Raw genomic sequence first — 17,869 nt, 5'->3', positions numbered from 1 at the left:
CGCCATCAAGGTGTATTGACGTGTAACTGGCGGCCGAGATGACCGATTAACCAGGCCACGCTGTCGGCATTGCCGAGTTGCACCGCCAGGCGAGTCAGGGAATCTTTTTTAAAGGTTTCGCGAGCACCGCTCAGGTTTTCTGCGCCGGTCAACGTCAAAATATGCGCTTTCACCCGATCCGTATTTTCATAAGTGGAATTTCCCGGATCTTCCCACGCCCCGGTGTCTGGATCCCGGGTCATGAACAGTTGTGTGTAAGGGGTCTTGATCGACAGTGCGGTGTCCTGGATGTGGGTCAATGCATTTTTGAGATCGGTGGCTGTCACGCTGGTTGTGCCAATCAGGTCGGCAAAGGGCCTGCCAGGGTCCAGGTAGGAAATGTCCTCGGTTTTACAGACAAGGTGCGAAAGCTCATGCAAAAGGGTCACCGCCCGGGCATGCGTGTTGATCGGAAATGCTGTATCGGAAAGATGTTGGCGGTATAGGTCGAAACCCGGATTGAAGAACCTTTCCGCCAGATAAATCTTCCGCTTGGCGTCATTCGGGACGATAAAGGCGAATGTGCTGTAGGCGTCCTCGATTACCCGGCCGACGACAAAACGATTGGACTTGGTCTTCCTGAGTGTAGGGTCCAATAACGCGGTAAACAGGTCGCCCACGACTTTTTCCAGTTTCTCGACATGCGCGGGCAGCACTTGCGGCACATCGATGAAACGTTTGATGAGTCGATGCACGGGGGTTTCCGCGTCATCGGATGCCTTCAGCAACTGCAGGTTTCGAAAGCTGTTCCAGGCATAGGTCGTTGCCTGGTCCAGCGCTTCGTCGATCTGACGAGCCTTCTGTGGGAAACACCGGCGTATCTGCGGCATTCCATGGGCGTCGATGTTCATGCCACCCCAGGCCGCTGCCGCCGCATCCAGCCGATCCATGAGGCCGAATTGCGGAGGCGGTGCATTCCGGTCGATTACCCATCGATTCGATGCGTTTTGTCGCAGATAAGGGCCGAGGGTCTGTGTATCTGCGATGCGCCAGCGGCTGCCGCGTTTTGTCACCGGAAAAACTTTGCCTTCAACCGGCCCGTAAAGCTGTTTCGTCGTGGGGTGCGCGTAGAGCCCGGGCGTCGAGTCGGGCTTCAGCGCGTTCAGGTGGACATGGCGGCTTTCATGACGCTTCAAGGCTGTGCGCTCGGGGGCGGTGACCTTGATGTCCTGCCATTTGCAGGCGGCATCGGAGTTTGCTGGTGCCGGTGCGACTGGCGTAGCCGTCGGTGGCGCGTGAGTGTCCAACGACTGGCGCAGCGAAGCGAGCTGTGCGATCCCGCTGATGAATGCCCTGATGGCCGCGCCCCATTTGTGCGTCTGCAGGTCTTCGGCGGATTGCTTGATGTCACGGTAACTGTTCCACACCGTGACGGGGTAAGCGAGTTTACCCATGAAAAACGAGTACGCCTCGTGCAGGTCTTCACCCAGTACGTGCTTGATGGTTGCCCACTCACTCTGCTTCTTGTCATCGGACTGACAACCGAGCAATCGGCCGAGCAACGCGGCATTGTCGTTGAACAAGTGCCCGAACAGGTGGCCCTTGATGGGATTCGACGCCAGGGTAACTTCCTCCTCGGGGGCGCCAGGAGTCTCCGGCGTGGCTCTCGCGACCCGGCTCGGGGGCGTCGCCATTCGGGTCTCCAGCAGGATCCGTTCAGGGTTCTCCAGGTTCATGAGGACCCAGTCGAGCAGTCCGCCCTGGGTCTTCAGTTCTGCCAGCAACTGTGTTTCGCTTTCGTATTCTTTTATCCCGTGCCTGGGGCTGTGCGGTGCGAGCAGCACCTGCGGTGCCGTGCTATCGGCCGATGAGCCGATCAGATAGACGCCAGGCACTTTGACGGTTTGCCCGCTCCTGATACCGAGGAACTCCAGGGGGCGGATGATGCCATGGGCACCGTCGACTGCCGCACGGGCGATGGCGTCGGGCATGTCCATGATCTGGCGGATCAGATCAAACCCGGTTTCGCTGAGGCGTTCCTGCAGTTTTTCTGCGTGGGCGTGGTGCATCAGTTGCCAGGGCAACTGTGTGTAAAAAAGCTTCCTGCGTTCCGCGTTCGCCGAGGTGTCTGCCAGGGCGTCGCTCACTATTTGCTGTTGATGCACACCCGGTTTCAGGTCGCGTATCAGGTCTTTGATATAGCGTTCGTCCATGCCTTCTGGAATGGCTGTGTTATCCAGGGACGTCAGTTTGAGGAAGACGGCGTCCAGGTCCTTGAGGTGAGTCAAGGCAAAGTCGGTCAGGGTTTGGGTGCTGGACGCAGACCTCGGGCTCGCGCTGATCTCGACCCGGACCTTGTCCGGATCAATGTTGAAGTCGTCTGCCTTGAGTTGTTTTTCCAGCTCATGGTGCGCGGTGCGCTGCAACGAGCGGATGCCGGTGAGGTAATCCTGGTCGTCTTTGACGTTATGAAGGTATTGCTGAAGCAGTTCGCCATGCAGGATCAGGTCTTTGATTGGCGCCTTGGCCAGCCAGGCCGGGAGCTTTTGCTGGGTGGTCAGGGATTCGGCAATATCGGTTGCACGGCGCAGCCCGGTCATCGGTTCGCGCAGGGCCACCAGATTCAGCAGGCTGGCCAGCGGTGCGGGAGAGAGCGGGGTGGTCAACGCTTGGGTGACGCAGGTCTGGTCGAGATCGACAAAGGGCTTTTGCAGATAATCGAGGAAGTGCCCATGGACCCGTTGCAGTGGCGCCAGGGTGTAAGCCTTGCCTGGCAACCGCTCGCTGCGGCCGAGGTTTTCCAAGAGCATTGATCGATGATTCTCGTCCTTGAGGCGTCGCTCGAGTTGCTCCAGTAGCGGCGTCAGTGCGTTGAAGGCTTCAAATCCCAGTGCCGGCGTCCACAGAATGGCTTTGCCCGAGTGCACCGGATCCAGGCCTCCCCGTTCAGTGAGGACAAAGCAACTGGCCAGTTTCAACGGGGTCGCGGTGGCGCCGGTCTTCAATGCCAGGGAAAAGACCTCCGGAAAAAAACCGTTCAATGCCGCCCGTTGCAGGTGTATCGGGGTATCGAGCACGGTTTTGATGATTGCCTGTTCCGTTGCACCCAGGGTGCGCGAGACGGCGCGAAGCTTCAATTCACTGCGCAGTGCCGTTGACAGGGTATGGGTAAAACTCGATTGCAAATTCGCCAGGGATATACTGACGAGGCTGTGCGCATCAGTGAATGTGCGGGTTTTGATGGGAATGACCGGGTGTTTTTCAAGGAGTTGATCGAGCGCCTGTTCGACCGAGTCCAGCAGCGACAGCTCCTGTCTGGCCGACTCGGCACGTACGGTGGCCGGTCTCGCGCTGACGCGGCGGTCCGGGCGCGTGCTCCAGCGTCCTGCGGCCTCAGCCAGGAGCAGGCGGTTATCGATCAATCCCCGGACGTCCAGGGCATTGTCGAGCAAGGCGTGAGGGTCCAGCGTACCTTCGCTTTCACGGTAGCGGCTCAAGGCATGGCTGAGGTTTTGCCGTTGTTTCTCCACGATGTCGACCATCATCCGTTCAAACGCCGGGCCGATGACCGGCTCTCCCACAACGACTCGATCGTCCGGTTCCAGCCCAAGAAAAGTACCGCGTTCGTCCAGCGACATGAAATTGAGCAGTGTGTCTTCATGCCCCTCGCTTTTGAGCATGTGCAGCACGATTTTTTTCACCGCGGGCAGGTTGCTTGTGGCCTCGATGCCTCGGGTCGGGTTGTACAGAAAACTCAGGGTGCTGGTGCCCCCGATCATCAAGGTCGAGGCAAGCTCCGCAAAATGTTTGAACGGGGCGGTGACCCGCACTTTTTCGATGCGAAGGGGATTGTTTGGGGCAGGCGCGAGGCTGACATTCATCAGTTGCAGATATTCCTGCGTCGTTAAAGTGCCCTGCTGGCGTTGATGTAAAAGCCGCGTGTGAAACGTGTCGCGCATGCAGTCGCTGAAAAAACTCAGGCGCGACAGGCCATTGCTCATGGGCGTGTTCCAGAACGTCTCAAGCAGGCTTTGCAGGTGAGGCGTAAAACTCTGCGCGATCTCCTTTATGGCGCTTTCCCATGCCTGGTTGTCGATATCGCTGCTGACGCTGTGCTCGGGATGGGTAAACACCCTGGAATCGCCTGTCGGCCACTGGTTCGTCAGGTAAAAATGCAGGAGGGCCTCGCTCAGTGACATCGAGTAAATCGTGTGCGCCTTATCACGGTCATCGAACGCGGAGCCTGTACTGACAAAACTCTTCAGCCGCGTCAGGCGCTGGTCGAGTGTGGGAAATGGCTTGAGCAGCGCATGCTTGAGGGTATCGTCGAGCATCGATTGCAAGGTGGGTATCTTGACCAGCTCACCCGCCATCGCCTGGATGTTTTCTTCTTGCTGTTGCTGAAGGACGAGCTCCTGGTCTTCGAACACCGCACCTTCGATGTCGCTGGTGGCAATGTCGAGTGCAGGGGCGGCGGCCAGGGGCAGGCGTTGTTCGATGGAGACGAAACGCAACAGTTCACGTTTTCCGCTGGCGTGCGCCAACCACTCTTTGAGCTTGCTTTTGAGGTCGTCCATGTCCGCGAATTTGATCAAGCCCTTCCACGGCGTGTAGAGCGTGACCTCGCCATCGTTGGGCCGACTCATGGCAAAAGCGCCGGCCAACGGGATGCCGGTCTCGCCCGGCAAGGACAACAGGAGCCGGTAGGCGTGCATCGGTTTTACATGCGTTTTACGGGCTGACTGGGTGGGTCGATAAACCGTCTTCAGCCAGTTCAGATCGTCCAGGCTAAAGCTCAGCGCGTTTTCCCGTTCGCCGGGTTGCCTGGCGGCGGATGCGCGTTCTGCTTCGTCAAAAAAATACGGCAGTGCAGGCGTCGTCATGATGTTTCCTCGATGGGCTGCGACGGTGTTCAGTGCAGGTCGTTGGGTCGAGGGGCAACAATAGAGGCCGGAAAAAGGCGGGGTGCGGTACATATTGCTTGCGCGAGAGACTTGACAGGACGCCGGTAAGAAAGCGCTTAATCGACCTGTCGCCCGTCTCTAAAAATAATACTGGAGCTTCAGATGACCGCTTCGCCTGAAATGGCAGTCAGTTCGGCCAACTCAACCCTGGATTTTGATTCTCTCGTCCTGTTGCTCGAACGCATTTTCGTTCGCCATGGCACCTCCGCCGAGGTCGCCAGGACACTGGCTCTCAACTGCGCGGGCGCCGAACGCGATGGCGCCCACAGTCACGGCGTATTTCGCATTCCCGGTTACGTCTCGACGCTGAAGAGCGGCTGGGTCAATGGCCAGGCCGTGCCGGTGGTAGAAGACGTGGCGTCGGGTTTTGTCCGGGTCGACGCCGGCAACGGTTTCGCTCAACCGGCGCTCGCCGCTGCCCGCGCCTTGCTGGTGGAAAAGGCCCGCAGTGCCGGTATCGCGGTGCTGGCGATTCGCAATTCCCATCACTTCGCGGCGTTGTGGCCCGACGTCGAACCGTTCGCCTATGAAGGATTGGTGGCGTTGAGCGTGGTCAACAGCATGACCTGCGTGGTGCCGCATGGCGCCGATCGCCCGCTGTTCGGTACCAACCCGATTGCTTTCGCCGCCCCGCGCGCGGACGGTGATCCGATAGTCTTTGACCTGGCCACCAGTGCCATCGCCCATGGCGATGTGCAGATCGCTGCACGCAAGGGTGAGCGTTTGCCGGCGGGCATGGGCGTGGATAGCCTCGGTCAGCCGACCCAGGACCCGAAAGCGATTCTTGAAGGCGGGGCGTTGCTGCCGTTTGGCGGGCATAAAGGTTCGGCGCTGTCGATGATGGTGGAACTGTTGGCGGCGGCGTTGACCGGCGGCAACTTCTCGTTCGAGTTCGACTGGAAGAACCACCCCGGTGCCAAAACACCATGGACCGGACAGTTGTTGATCGTGATCGATCCGAGCAAGGCCGCCGGACAGAATTTTGCCGAGCGCAGCCAGGAACTGGTGCGGCAGATGCACGGTGTGGGGCTTAAGCGATTGCCGGGTGATCGTCGTCACCATCAGCGGGCCAAATCCAGCGTGGGTGGCATTCAGCTGGATGCGGACACGCTGGCGAATTTGCGGGAGTTGGCCGGCGCCTAGAAATTGGAACGCAGACCTGTGGGAGCGAGCAAGCTCGCCCCACAGGGATTTCATTTCACTAATGAATTATTGATAGGCGGGCTTAACGGCGGCCCAGCAACAACCCGACAACCAAACCAAAACCGGCGGAAATGGCCACGGTTTGCCATGGATGCCCGCCAATGTAGGTTTCAGTGGCTTCGACCGCCGGGAGGGTGCGGTCGCGAACGCTGGTGACCGAGTCCCGTGCCTGCTGGAGTTTCTGGGCGATCTGTCCGCGAAGCGTGTCTGCTTCTTCACCGACCAGCGACGCGCTGCTTTTCAGCAGTTTTTCCGACTCTTCGATCAGCGCCTGTAGATCGCTGAAAGCCTGGTCCTTGATTTGGTCTTCAGCGACTTGTGCGGCAGTTTTCCGGGCCATTGAGGTACTCCTTGCAAGTGAATAGGCAGTGAACAATGGAGTCTGCCACGACGGAAAAAGTTGCAGTGATTTTGCGCGGCACCGTCATCCTGTGGAAAAATCCAGCGCAGGACATTTCTTCCTACAGTGTAAGATGTCGCCTATTTACGCAGCAGGTAACTCCCCATGAGCTTCAATCTGGCCGACAAACCCCTTGCCGAGCGCGCGGCGCTTGAAGACGAGAAATCCCGTCTGTTCGAACTCTGGCAAAACAACCTGGGCAAAGCCAAGGGCGAAGCCGCACGGTTGTTCGGCGAGCGCGCCAAGCGCAAAGGCAAATGGGCCGAATGGGTCCGTTCCGAACTCGACGGCATGTCGCCTCCGGAGTTCGCGAACATGGTGCGCAGTGAAGTCAATCGCTTGATGGCGGCCAAGTAAACCCCTGCCTGACACTACCCGAGTAGGCGCAGCCTGCGGCAGCTCCTACGGGCTTGCAAAAATCGCGACAATTGCCTCACGCACCTTCAACACCACCGGATCGAGCTGAGTGCTGGTGCGCCAGCCCAGTTCGATCGGGTAACGCGGCAACGCCAAAGGGCAGGGCAGCAGCGCCAGTCCGGTGAGCGCTGCAAGGCTTCGAGCGGCATGCGCCGGAATGGTCGCCACCGCCTGACTGCCCTTGAGCAAATGCGGTAGCGCCGCGAAATGTGTGGTCGAAGCGCATACTCGCCGGCTAAGGCCCAACGCGGCCAATCCTTCGTCGGTGATCCCGATAAAGCCACCCGATGACACCAGAATATGTTCACGGGTGACGAATTCCTCAAGGTCCATGGCCTGCTGTCCCGCGACCAGGCTGATCGGGTCTACCAGACACAAATAATCACCTTCGCCCAGCACCTGACGACTCAGCAATCGCTCGGCGAACCCGCCGGCCGTGATCGCCAGATCGATACTGCGCTCCATCAACGCCTGCGCGACGATCTGACTGTGAGTCTGGCGGAATATCAGCCGCAGCTTCGGCGCGCAGCGGGCGATTTCCTCGATCAAGCGACGGCCGTAGGCGATTTCGAAATCATCTGACAAACCGACCGTGACCGAGCGGCCATCGTAGTGATTGGCGGTCGGATCGACCATCGCCAGGCTTTGGCGGCATTTGTTCAATGCGTCGCTGACCACCGGTTTCAACTGATTGGCCTTGAGCGTGGGTGCGAGGCCTCGTCCCGTGCGTACGAACAATTGATCGCCGTAGACCTCGCGCAGCCGGCGCAATGCCGCGCTGACCGCCGACTGCGTGACGCCCAGGCGCAACGCCGCACGGCTGGCGCTGGACTCTTCATGCAAGGCTTCGAACACTTTGAGCAGGTTGAGATCGACGGTGGCGATATTCATTTGGTTCATATCATTCAGCAGTGGATGGGGCTTTATTGATGATCCCGTGACGCCTGAGAATGAGCAACACCTGATGTGAACGGAGTGACCGCGATGCCCAAGTCAATCGTAGCTGCACTGCAAATCGGCGCCTTGCCCGGCGGCAAGGCCGAGACCCTGGAACAGATTCTCTCGTTCGAAAGCGCCATCCTTGAAGCCCGCGCGGCGCTGGTGGTCATGCCCGAAGCGCTGCTGGGCGGATACCCCAAAGGTGAAGGTTTTGGCACCCAACTGGGTTATCGCCTGCCGGAAGGTCGTGAAGCCTTTGCCCGTTATTTCGCCAATGCCATCGATGTGCCTGGGGCGGAAACCGAAGCGCTGGCCGGGCTGTCGGCGCGTACGGGGGCGAACCTGGTGATCGGTGTGATTGAGCGCGCTGGCAGCACGCTGTATTGCACCGCGCTGTATTTCGATCCGCAGGCCGGGCTGGTGGCGAAGCACCGCAAGCTGATGCCGACCGGCACCGAGCGGCTGATCTGGGGCAAGGGCGATGGCTCGACGCTGCCGGTGATCGACAGCCAGGTCGGGCGGATCGGCGCGGTGGTGTGCTGGGAAAACATGATGCCGCTGCTGCGCACCGCGATGTACGCCAAAGGCGTGGAGGTGTGGTGCGCGCCAACGGTGGATGAACGGGAGATGTGGCAGGTCAGCATGCGCCATATCGCCCATGAAGGCCGCTGCTTTGTGGTCAGTGCCTGTCAGGTTCAGGATTCGCCGCAAGCCTTGGGCGTGGAAATCGCCAACTGGCCGGCGGACCGGCCGTTGATTGCGGGGGGCAGTGTGATCGTAGGGCCGATGGGCGACGTACTGGCGGGGCCGCTGCGGGGAGGGCGCGGTTTGCTCAGCGCTGAAATCGACACTGACGACCTGATCCGCGCGCGTTACGACTACGATGTCGTCGGCCACTATGCGCGCCCGGATGTGTTCGAGTTGAGCGTGGATGAACGCGCCAAACCGGGCGTGCGGTTCAACACATAAGCAAAAATGTGTGTGAGTTTTTGTGGCGAGGGAGCTTGCTCCCGCTCGGCTGCGAAGCAGTCGTAAAGCTTTTGGGGCCGCTTCGCGCCCCAGCGGGAGCAAGCTCCCTCGCCACAAAAGCTCGCTCTCACATTGGATTATCAGCGTTAGTGCATTTACCAGGTGCCGACTGTCGACCCCGGCAAACTCAGCTTGCCGCTGTCTGTAAATCGCATCGTGCCGAACAAACCGCCCGCCAGTTTGCCGCGCAAGACATAAGGCAGGTTGTTCAACGTTTGGGTCTGGCTCAGGCCCAAAGTCTGGCGCAGCACCGAGAACGCCGAAACACTCACCGGCACGCTCAGCACTGTCTCGGAAAAGCGCCCGATCGAGCCCGACTGATCACTGACGCCGGAGGCGAGGGGCTGGCCGTTGACTGACAGGTCCAGCGCCACGCCGTTGTAGTCGATCGCGGTTTCATTGGGATTCTGTACGCGGATTTTCACTGCGAAACGCACTTCCATGTCCTGGCTTTGCAACGGCTCGAAACCGACCACATTGATGTTCAGCGGGTCGCGATTGGGAAACAGGGCGCAGGCGCTCAGGGACAATAAAAGGAGGCAAAGGACAACGGCGTGGACACTGCGCATGGACATGCTCTCTTGAAGAAAAGGCCGAACCGCCCTTGGCTCGGCCTTGAGCGTGCCTAGCGGTTCAACTGTGCGACAACCGCAGGCGAGGCGGGTTCACCTTTGGCCGGCACATCCGGGTTTTCCATGACCTGGAGTATCGAGGCTTCCGGATCGAAATCGTCTTCTTCCAGCTCGATGAACTCTTCGGGCAGGAAGATATTCAGCACGATAGCGCACAACGCGCCGACGGTGATCGGCGATTCAAAGATGTTGTGCAGCGCTTTCGGCAACTCGCGCAGCACCTCCGGCACAGCCGCCACTCCAAGACCCATGCCGAGGGAAATCGCCACGATCAGCATGTTGCGCCGGTGCAGGCCGGCTTCGGCGAGGATCTTGATGCCGGCGACCGCCACGGTGCCGAACATCACCAGTTCAGCGCCACCGAGTACCGGTTTGGGCATCAGTTGCAGCACGGCGCCGATCATCGGGAACAACCCCAGCACCACCAGTAGACCGGCAATGAAAAAAGCCACGTAACGGCTGGCCACGCCGGTCAGTTGAATCACGCCGTTGTTCTGCGCGAAGGTCACCATCGGCATGCTGTTGAACACGGCTGCCATGGCTGAGTTGAGACCGTCGGCGAGCAGGCCGGACTTGATCCGGCGGAGGTAGATCGGGCCTTTGACCGGCTGCCGGGAAATCATCGAGTTGGCGGTGAGATCGCCGGCGGCCTCCAGCGGCGACACCAGGAAAATCACCGCCACCGGCACGAACGCCACCCAGTCGAAGTTGAACCCATACTTGAACGGCACCGGCACGCTCATCAGCGGCACGTCGGGCATGCTGCTGAAATCCACGTGGCCCATGAACCAGGCGACGACATAACCGAAAGTCAGGCCGATCACGATCGCCCCGAGACGCAGGAACGGCACATCCACCCGGTTCAACACCACGATGGTGCCGAGCACAAGCGCTGCCAATCCCAGATGGCTGGCGGCACCGAGGTCGGTCGCGCCGAAGCCGCCGGCGATATCGGTCATGGCGACTTTGATCAGCGACAGGCCCATCAGCGTGATGATCGTCCCGGTCACTACCGGCGTGATCAGCATCCGCAGTTTGCCGATGAACTGGCTCAACACCACCTCAATGAACGCGGCGAAAAAACACACGCCAAAGATCGTCGAAAGAATTTCATCGGTGCCGCCGCCGCGCGCCTTGACCATGAAACCGGCGCTGAGGATCACGCTGATGAACGAAAAACTGGTGCCTTGCAAGCACAGCAAACCGGAACCGATCGGGCCGAATCGGCGTGCCTGGACAAAGGTGCCCAGGCCTGAGACAAACAGCGCCATGCTGATCAGATAGGGAATTTCGCTTTGCAGGCCGAGGGCGCTGCCCATGATCAGGGTCGGGGTAATGATGCCGACGAAACTGGCGAGTACGTGTTGCAGGGCGGCGAAGACCGTGGCGGTCAAATGCGGGCGGTCGTCGAGGCCGTAGATCAGGTCGCTGTGGCGCGGGGCAGGGGCTTTTTCAGAGGCGGTCATGGTGGTTTGCGTGCCGAAAGGCGGGCCGGGGCAGAAAATGGAGGCGCAGGATGCCAGAAAGACAGGTATGTCGAAACATTAACTCGGGTTTACACCGGGGGATTCAGGCAAACGCTGCCAGTAGATCCTCTTCAAACGCTTTCTGTGCATCCCCCGGCACCTGCGCCCGATGGCGGGCAAGATGGAAGGCCACGTCGAAACTCATATCGCTTTGGCGCACGGCCTTGAGCAACCCCTTGTCTTCCCAGCTGCGGGCGAAATGACTGGGCAGATAGCCGACATGCTTACCGGACAGAATGAAAGCGAGGGTGCCCTCGACCTGTTCCGAGCGCGCCGAGCACCGCTTGCCCTGGAAGGGCTCATCGCTGCGTAGAAAGCGGTAAGGGTGATCCACCCGGTCGCAGGCCTGCAACGCCTGATCGTCTGGCGCATCGTCAGTGAACAGCGGATGGCCGGGGGCGCAATACAAATGCTGGGTTTCGCTGAACAGTTCGCGGTAGTCAAACGCACTCTGCACCTGTGAGAAATAACCGATCGCCAGGTCCAGCCGTTGTTGCAGCAGCAAGCGCTCCATCTCGCCGGGCATGGCGCTGATCAACTCGATGCGCACCGACTCATCGCGCTCGCGAAAGCGGCGGATCGCCTCGGCCACCCGCTGCAGCACCGATTGATCCACGGCTTCGGACAGCCCCAGACGCACCTCGCCGATCAGCCGGCCGGCCACGCCATTGGATTGATGACGGAACGCTTCGATCGACTCGAACAGCCCCCGCGTCGCGATCAGCAGTTGTTCGCCTTTAGGTGTGATCCTGAATCCGCCCTTGCCGCGACTGCACAGCCGATAACCGAGCCGGGTTTCGAGCCTGGCCATTTGCTGGCTGATGCTCGATTGACTCAGGCCCAGTTCTCCCTGGGCCGCACTGAAACCGCCACATTCCACCACGCTGACAAACAGACGCAGCAATTGCAGATCCACATCGTGAAGCTGGCCGAGCATCAAACATTACTCCGCAATAAAGTCAGGATAATTGACTTGGTATTTTTTCAATGTATCCGACGACGCATGCTGCAGCCACTTCCTCTGGTCAGGTGTTCGTCATGGGTCCTTCATTCAAGCTGTGTTTACCCGCACTGTTCCTTTCCATGGCGGTTTCGGCTCAGGCCGAGGAAAACGTCGTCAATCTCTACAGCTGGGCCGATTACGTCGCGCCGGACACCCTGCAGCGCTTCGAGCAGGAAACCGGCATTCATGTGCGCTACGACACCTTCGACTCCTCGGAAGTGCTGGAAACCAAGCTGCTCACCGGCGGCAGTGGTTATGACGTGGTGGTGCCGTCGTCCAGCGTGCTGGCGCGCGGGTTGGCGGCCGGCGCGTTGAAGGCGATTCCCCACGAAGGCCTCAAGGGCTACGCCAACCTCGATCCGGACTTGCTGGAAAAACTCGCCGCGGTCGATCCCGGCAACCGCTACGGCGTGCCCTATACCTGGGGCACTTTGGGGCTTGGGATGAATGTCGAAGCGGTGAAAAAGCGTTTGCCTAATGTGCCGCTCAACAGCCTCGATCTGTTGTTCAAACCCGAATACGCCAGCCAGTTGAAAGACTGTGGCATTGCCATTCTCGATTCGCCGCAAGAGGTGATCGGCCTGGCGCTGCACTATCTGGGTAAAGATCCCTACAGCACCGACAAGTCTGATCTGTCAGCCGCCGAGGCCTTGTTGCATCAGCTTCAGCCGAATGTGCTGTACGTCGCCACCGGGCGGCAGATCAGCGATCTGGCCAATGGCAGCGTTTGTCTGGCGTTGACCTACAACGGTGACGCCAGCATGGCTGCCGATCAGGCGCGCAAAGCCGGCAAGCCCTACGAAGTGGCGTACCGGATTCCCAGGGAGGGCACGCTGGTCTGGCAGGACAACCTGGCGATTCCCAAGGATGCACCGCACCCCGAAGCTGCCCGCGCCTTCATCGAGTTCATGTTGCGCCCCGAGTCCGTCGCGGCGCTGACCAACACGCTGTTCTTCGCCACGGCCAACCAGGCCGCCACGCCGCTGGTGGATGAAGCGGTGCGCACCGATCCGGACATTTACCCGCTCGCCGATGTGCGCGAACGGCTGTACGCCGACCGCAGTATGAGCCTCAAGGACATGCGTCAGCGCACCCGTTTGTGGACCACTTTCCGTAGCCGCCAATAACTAAAACAAGGAGAAACCGATGGACGTCCCAGTGCAAAACGATCAGGCCATGACCCGCGACAGTCTCTACGGGACTGCCGCCGAAAGTACCTACGCCGGTATCACCAGTTTCATGCGTCGTCGTTACAGCCGTGACTTGCGCGGTGTTGATGTTGCCGTCAGCGGCGTGCCGTTCGATACCGCCACCAGCAACCGTCCCGGCGCGCGTTTCGGACCCCGTGGCATTCGCGCTGCATCCACCGGGATTGCCTGGGAACGCCACTGGCCGTGGGCGTTCGATCCGTTCGATCACCTCGCCGTGATCGACTACGGTGATTGCGACTTCGATTACGGCTCGCCTCATTCGGTACCGGAAAGCATTGAAGCCCACGCCGAACGCATTCTGAATGCCGGTTGCGCGATGCTGACCTTCGGCGGCGATCACTTCATCAGTTACCCGCTGCTCAAGGCCCACGCCCGTAAACATGGGGCGCTTTCGCTGATCCATTTTGACGCGCACAGCGACACCTGGCCGGACGAAGAGGGCAAGCGCGTCGATCACGGCACGATGTTCTGGCATGCGGCCAAGGAAGGTCTGGTGGACCCGTCGCGCTCGGTACAGATCGGCTTGCGCACCACCAATGACGATCATCAGGGCTTCCAGGTACTGGATGCGCGGCAAGTGCATCGCCGTGGAGTCGAGGCGATTGCCGAAGCCATTCGGGCACGGGTCGGCGACAACCCGGTGTACCTGACATTCGACATCGATTGCCTCGACCCCGCCTTCGCCCCCGGCACCGGAACGCCGGTGTGCGGCGGTTTGAGCACGGTGCAGGCGCTGGAAATCCTCGGCGGGTTGCGCGGGATCAATCTGGTGGGAATGGATGTGGTAGAGGTGGCGCCGGCCTACGACAGTGCGGACATTACCTCACTGGCGGCGGCGACGTTGGCGATGGAGATGCTGTGTTTGTATGCGGCTAAACATAAGGTGGATCGATAGTCCGTGATCAAAATGCGGGAGCAAACCTCCGTGGCGAGGGAGCTTGCTCCCGCTGGGTCGCGAAGCGGCCCCAAAGCCTTGCGACTGCTTCGCAGCCGAGCGGGAGCAAGCTCCCTCGCCACGGAGGTTCTTTCCTGCAATCTGGTGGGTGTCAGGCGACCGGAATTATCGGCGGATCCAGGGTTTCACTCCCGCCAAACCGTGCAACAGAACCGGCAATGGACTCATGTGGCACACCCATCGCCACGGCGCTGACCCCATCCAGCCGCGCCAACTGTTCCGCGCTCACCTGCACATTCAACGCGCCCAACGTCGCATCCAGCTGCTCACGCGTACGCGAACCCAGAATCGGAATCAGCGCGGTCGTCGAGCGCTTGGCTTTTTCCCGCAGCCAGGCAATGGCTACGTGCGTCGGGCTGGCGCCCAGTTCTGCCGCGACGGCGAGCAAGGTGTCGAGCAGGGCGGTTTCGCGGGCGCTTTTCTCGGCGTGCACCAGCATGCCCAGTTTAGCGGCGCGGTTGTTCTCGTCGCTGGAACGGTATTTGCCAGTCAGGAACCCGCCACCCAAGGGCGACCATAAGGTCGCGGCCAGCCCCAACGCTTCGGCCATCGGCAGTTGTTCGCGTTCGGCCGTGCGTTCGGCGAGGCTGTACTCGACCTGAATGGCGGCAATTGGCGCAAAACCGCGGACTTCGGCCAGCAGGTCGGCCCGGGCGATGCGCCACGCCGGGAAGTTCGACAGGCCGGCGTAGTGAATCTTGCCGGCGCGCACCAGATCATCGAAACCCCGCAGGATCTCTTCCATGGGCGTGACACCGTCACTCATGTGCGCCCAGAAGAGGTCGATGTGATCGGTCTTGAGCCGTGCCAGGCTTTCTTCCACGGCGCGAACCATGTTCTTGCGGTTGTTGCCGGTGTGGGAAATGCCCGCGGCCGGCGTAGTTCCCAAGGTGTATTTGGTGGCGATGACCAGGCGATCACGCTCCGGGGCGATGAACTCGCTGAGCATGGCTTCCGACTGGCCACCCTGATAACCGTTGGCGGTGTCGATGAAATTGCCGCCGGCCTCCAGGTAGCCATCAAATATGCGTTGGGCTTCATCGCGTTCGGCGCCGTGGCCCCAACCCGTACCAAAGTTACCCGCGCCCAACGCCAGTTCCGAAACACGCAAGCCGGTTTTTCGGCCGAACACTTTGTAATGCATGGGATGACTCCTGGAGGGAATAGTCGGTGACTGATTATAAATGTCGTATGACATGTATAAAAGATGATGTCTGTCATGTATTTCGTCAAGGAGCTTTTTCAATCGCGGCAATAAGGCCGGCCACGAAGCGTTTCGCTACTGCCACTTTCTGACAGGACCCTCTGCTAAGCTCCGACCACTTTTCCGGAAAGAGCTCGCCAATCGTGTCTCGCACCACACGTTTACTGACCCTGTTGCAAGTGCTGCGCGGCAAGAGTCGCCCGGTCACGGCGGCGACCCTTGCCGGTGAACTGGAGATTTCCGAGCGCACGCTATACCGCGATATCGCTGAACTGACCGCGCTGGGTGCGCCGATCTACGGCGAGGCGGGCATCGGTTACGTGCTGCGCAGCGGTTTGTTTCTGCCGCCTTTGATGCTCAACGCCGACGAAACCGAAGCCATCGTGCTGGGACTGCGCTACGTGGATCAGCGCGGTGATGAGGTGTTGAGCAAGGCGGCAGCCGATGCGCTGGCCAAGATTGCTGCGGTGCTGGCGCCCGAGGCGCTGGACGCCTTACGCAACCCGACGGTACTGCCGGGCCCGCCTGGTTATGGCTTCGCACCCAATGCCGTGGCGTTGAATGTGTTTCGCCAGGCGATCCGCAATCAGGCCAAGTTGCACATCGACTATGCGGACGCCCAACAGGTGCCGAGCCAGCGGTTGATCTGGCCTTTGGCGCTGGGGTTTCTCAACGAAGTGCGAATCATCGTCGCCTGGTGTGAACTCCGCGGCGCCTATCGGACGTTTCGCACCGACCGGATTTCGGCGGCAGACGAGCAGGGCGAGCGTTATCCGGGGCGGCGCGGTGACCTGTTGCGCACCTGGCGCAAGCAGATGCAACTGGATGAGGCGGGGCGTTTCACTCCTGACAAGAACTGACACAGGCATGTTTTAGCATGGCTCCAGAATCAACCAACAAGGAGTTATAAACATGTCCAGTTCCGCCTCTTCGCTTGCGCCCGCCATCGCCGCTTACCTGGCTGCCGCCAATGCCCGCGACACCTCGAGGGTCGCCAGTTTCTTCGCTGAGGATGCCAATGTGTTCGACGAAGGCCGGCATCAGATCGGCGCCCAGGCCATCGCCCAGTGGATGCAGGACACTGCCCGGCGTTATCAGCCAAAAGTCGAAGTGCTCGACGTGCAACTGCGCACGGGCAAGGTACTGGTGCATAACCGGGTGTCCGGCACGTTTCCCGGCAGCCCGCTGGAATTGCGCTACATGTTCCGTCTGAACGAGCAGGGCAAGATCGCTCGACTGGACATTTCACTGTAGCGGCCGCGCCGCGATGGCATACTGCCGCGCATGAATGTCGACTCCCCGTTAAGCGCCTGGCAACACGCCATCGAACAGAAGGGCTTCGTCCAGGACGAAGCCCAGGAGCATGCTGTCTGGGCGTTGCAAAAATGCTACGAAGCGCTGCATGAAGGTCGCTCGCAGGTGATGGGCGTTTACCTCTGGGGCCCGGTCGGGCGGGGCAAGACCTGGTTGATGGACCAGTTCTACCAAAGCTTGCAGGTCCCGGCCCGACGCCAGCACTTCCATCACTTCATGGGCTGGGTGCATCAGCGCTCGTTTCAGCTGACCGGCACTGCCGACCCGCTGAAAGCGCTGGCCCGGGAATTGAGCGAAGAAGTGCGCGTGCTGTGTTTCGATGAGCTGTTCGTCAATGACATCGGCGACGCGATCATTCTCGGGCGCTTGTTTCAAGTGATGTTCGACCAGGGCGTGGTGGTGGTCTGCACCTCTAATCAGCCGCCGGACCTGCTGTACGCCGATGGCTTCAACCGTGACCGCTTCGTGCCGGCGATCGAGGCGATCAAGCGCCATATGCAGGTGATTGCAGTGGATGGCGGCGAGGACCATCGCCTGCATCCCGGCGCAGGTTTGCAACGCTATTGGGTCGCCGCGCCCGGTCAGTCTGGCGCGCTGGGCGATGTGTTCAAGGCGTTGACCGCCGGCCAGTCGGTTTTCGTCGAGCCGGTCAAGGTCGGCTACCGTTCGCTGAAGGTGGTGCAGGCCAGTGAAACCGTGCTCTGGTGCCGTTACGCCGACCTCTGCGAACAACCCTTTGCCGCCATGGATTTCATGGCCCTGTGCGACACCTACAAGGCTATTCTGTTGAGTGAAGTGCCCAACCTCAGCGCGCAAAAGCGCGAAGGGCGCATCGCCCGTGGTACCGAAGACGGTGTCGAGCGGGTGGTGGCGGGCGATCGCGAATTGCCGCAATTGTCGGTACACGACGATGGTGTGCGGCGTTTCATCGCGTTGGTGGACGAATGCTACGACCGCAAAGTGCCGCTGTACCTTGAGGCGCAGGTGCCGATGGAATCGCTCTACACCGAAGGCTATCTGGAATTCCCGTTCCGTCGCACCCTCAGCCGCTTACAGGAAATGCAGCTGCAACGTTTCGCCGACGCTTGAACCC

Annotated in this window: 15 protein-coding genes; 8 read left to right on the top strand and 7 right to left on the bottom strand. The window is 60.2% G+C overall.

The window, feature by feature from the left end:
* Positions 1-5: 5 nt before the first annotated feature.
* The gene (locus ACM6IQ_RS14540; RefSeq protein WP_414879146.1) at positions 6-4,862 is read right to left on the bottom strand and encodes a dermonecrotic toxin domain-containing protein; all 4,857 of its coding nucleotides are present in this window, start codon (positions 4,860-4,862) and stop codon (positions 6-8) included.
* Between the two features lie 183 nt (positions 4,863-5,045).
* Between ACM6IQ_RS14540 and ACM6IQ_RS14535 the strand changes: the two genes are divergently transcribed.
* On the top strand, positions 5,046-6,086 hold the full coding sequence (locus ACM6IQ_RS14535) for an Ldh family oxidoreductase (protein WP_017338658.1): 1,041 nt from the start codon (positions 5,046-5,048) through the stop codon (positions 6,084-6,086).
* Between the two features lie 82 nt (positions 6,087-6,168).
* Here ACM6IQ_RS14535 and ACM6IQ_RS14530 read toward each other — a convergent pair whose 3' ends face one another.
* Positions 6,169-6,486: a DUF883 family protein gene (locus ACM6IQ_RS14530; RefSeq protein ID WP_017338659.1), complete on the bottom strand. Its 318-nt coding sequence runs from the start codon at positions 6,484-6,486 to the stop codon at positions 6,169-6,171.
* A 165-nt stretch (positions 6,487-6,651) separates the two neighbouring features.
* Here ACM6IQ_RS14530 and ACM6IQ_RS14525 point away from each other — a divergent pair, with 165 nt between their 5' ends.
* Positions 6,652-6,903, top strand: a complete 252-nt coding sequence (locus ACM6IQ_RS14525; protein WP_007937833.1) for a hypothetical protein — start codon at positions 6,652-6,654, stop codon at positions 6,901-6,903.
* A gap of 45 nt (positions 6,904-6,948) precedes the next feature.
* Here ACM6IQ_RS14525 and ACM6IQ_RS14520 read toward each other — a convergent pair whose 3' ends face one another.
* Positions 6,949-7,863, bottom strand: coding sequence for a LysR substrate-binding domain-containing protein (locus tag ACM6IQ_RS14520; RefSeq protein WP_414879145.1), 915 nt, complete (start codon positions 7,861-7,863; stop codon positions 6,949-6,951).
* A gap of 84 nt (positions 7,864-7,947) precedes the next feature.
* Here ACM6IQ_RS14520 and ACM6IQ_RS14515 point away from each other — a divergent pair, with 84 nt between their 5' ends.
* Positions 7,948-8,871, top strand: coding sequence for a carbon-nitrogen hydrolase family protein (locus tag ACM6IQ_RS14515; protein ID WP_017338662.1), 924 nt, complete (start codon positions 7,948-7,950; stop codon positions 8,869-8,871).
* 155 nt (positions 8,872-9,026) lie between these two features.
* Here the strand turns inward: ACM6IQ_RS14515 and ACM6IQ_RS14510 are convergent, their stop codons facing one another.
* From ACM6IQ_RS14510 to ACM6IQ_RS14500, 3 genes are all read right to left on the bottom strand, one after another.
* Positions 9,027-9,500, bottom strand: coding sequence for an LEA type 2 family protein (locus ACM6IQ_RS14510; RefSeq protein ID WP_414879144.1), 474 nt, complete (start codon positions 9,498-9,500; stop codon positions 9,027-9,029).
* Between the two features lie 56 nt (positions 9,501-9,556).
* Positions 9,557-11,029, bottom strand: coding sequence for a nucleobase:cation symporter-2 family protein (locus ACM6IQ_RS14505; RefSeq protein WP_414879143.1), 1,473 nt, complete (start codon positions 11,027-11,029; stop codon positions 9,557-9,559).
* Between the two features lie 103 nt (positions 11,030-11,132).
* Entirely contained in the window at positions 11,133-12,026 is an 894-nt protein-coding gene (locus tag ACM6IQ_RS14500; protein WP_414879142.1) for a LysR family transcriptional regulator, read from the bottom strand.
* Positions 12,027-12,127: 101 nt separating this feature from the next.
* Between ACM6IQ_RS14500 and ACM6IQ_RS14495 the strand changes: the two genes are divergently transcribed.
* Both ACM6IQ_RS14495 and speB read left to right on the top strand, forming a co-directional pair.
* Positions 12,128-13,219: a polyamine ABC transporter substrate-binding protein gene (locus ACM6IQ_RS14495; protein WP_414879141.1), complete on the top strand. Its 1,092-nt coding sequence runs from the start codon at positions 12,128-12,130 to the stop codon at positions 13,217-13,219.
* A gap of 19 nt (positions 13,220-13,238) precedes the next feature.
* A complete protein-coding gene (gene speB / locus ACM6IQ_RS14490; protein ID WP_414879140.1) occupies positions 13,239-14,198 on the top strand; it encodes an agmatinase in 960 nt (319 codons plus the stop codon).
* A 151-nt stretch (positions 14,199-14,349) separates the two neighbouring features.
* Here the strand turns inward: speB and ACM6IQ_RS14485 are convergent, their stop codons facing one another.
* Complete coding sequence (locus ACM6IQ_RS14485) at positions 14,350-15,402, bottom strand: aldo/keto reductase (protein ID WP_414879139.1); 1,053 nt, start codon at positions 15,400-15,402, stop codon at positions 14,350-14,352.
* Positions 15,403-15,605: 203 nt separating this feature from the next.
* Here ACM6IQ_RS14485 and ACM6IQ_RS14480 point away from each other — a divergent pair, with 203 nt between their 5' ends.
* The 3 genes from ACM6IQ_RS14480 to zapE are packed head-to-tail and all read left to right on the top strand — an operon-like array spanning position 15,606 to position 17,865.
* Entirely contained in the window at positions 15,606-16,322 is a 717-nt protein-coding gene (locus tag ACM6IQ_RS14480; protein WP_017338669.1) for a helix-turn-helix transcriptional regulator, read from the top strand.
* 52 nt (positions 16,323-16,374) lie between these two features.
* On the top strand, positions 16,375-16,716 hold the full coding sequence (locus tag ACM6IQ_RS14475) for a nuclear transport factor 2 family protein (protein WP_414879138.1): 342 nt from the start codon (positions 16,375-16,377) through the stop codon (positions 16,714-16,716).
* Between the two features lie 30 nt (positions 16,717-16,746).
* Positions 16,747-17,865, top strand: coding sequence for a cell division protein ZapE (gene zapE / locus ACM6IQ_RS14470; protein WP_414879137.1), 1,119 nt, complete (start codon positions 16,747-16,749; stop codon positions 17,863-17,865).
* Positions 17,866-17,869: the final 4 nt, after the last annotated feature.

The sequence above is a fragment of the Pseudomonas sp. IT-P100 genome, assembly GCF_949767185.1.
Taxonomy (GTDB): Bacteria; Pseudomonadota; Gammaproteobacteria; order Pseudomonadales; family Pseudomonadaceae; genus Aquipseudomonas; species Aquipseudomonas fluorescens_B.
The sequence above is the reverse complement of the archived record's forward strand: the minus strand, read 5'-3'. Positions and strand labels throughout refer to the sequence as shown.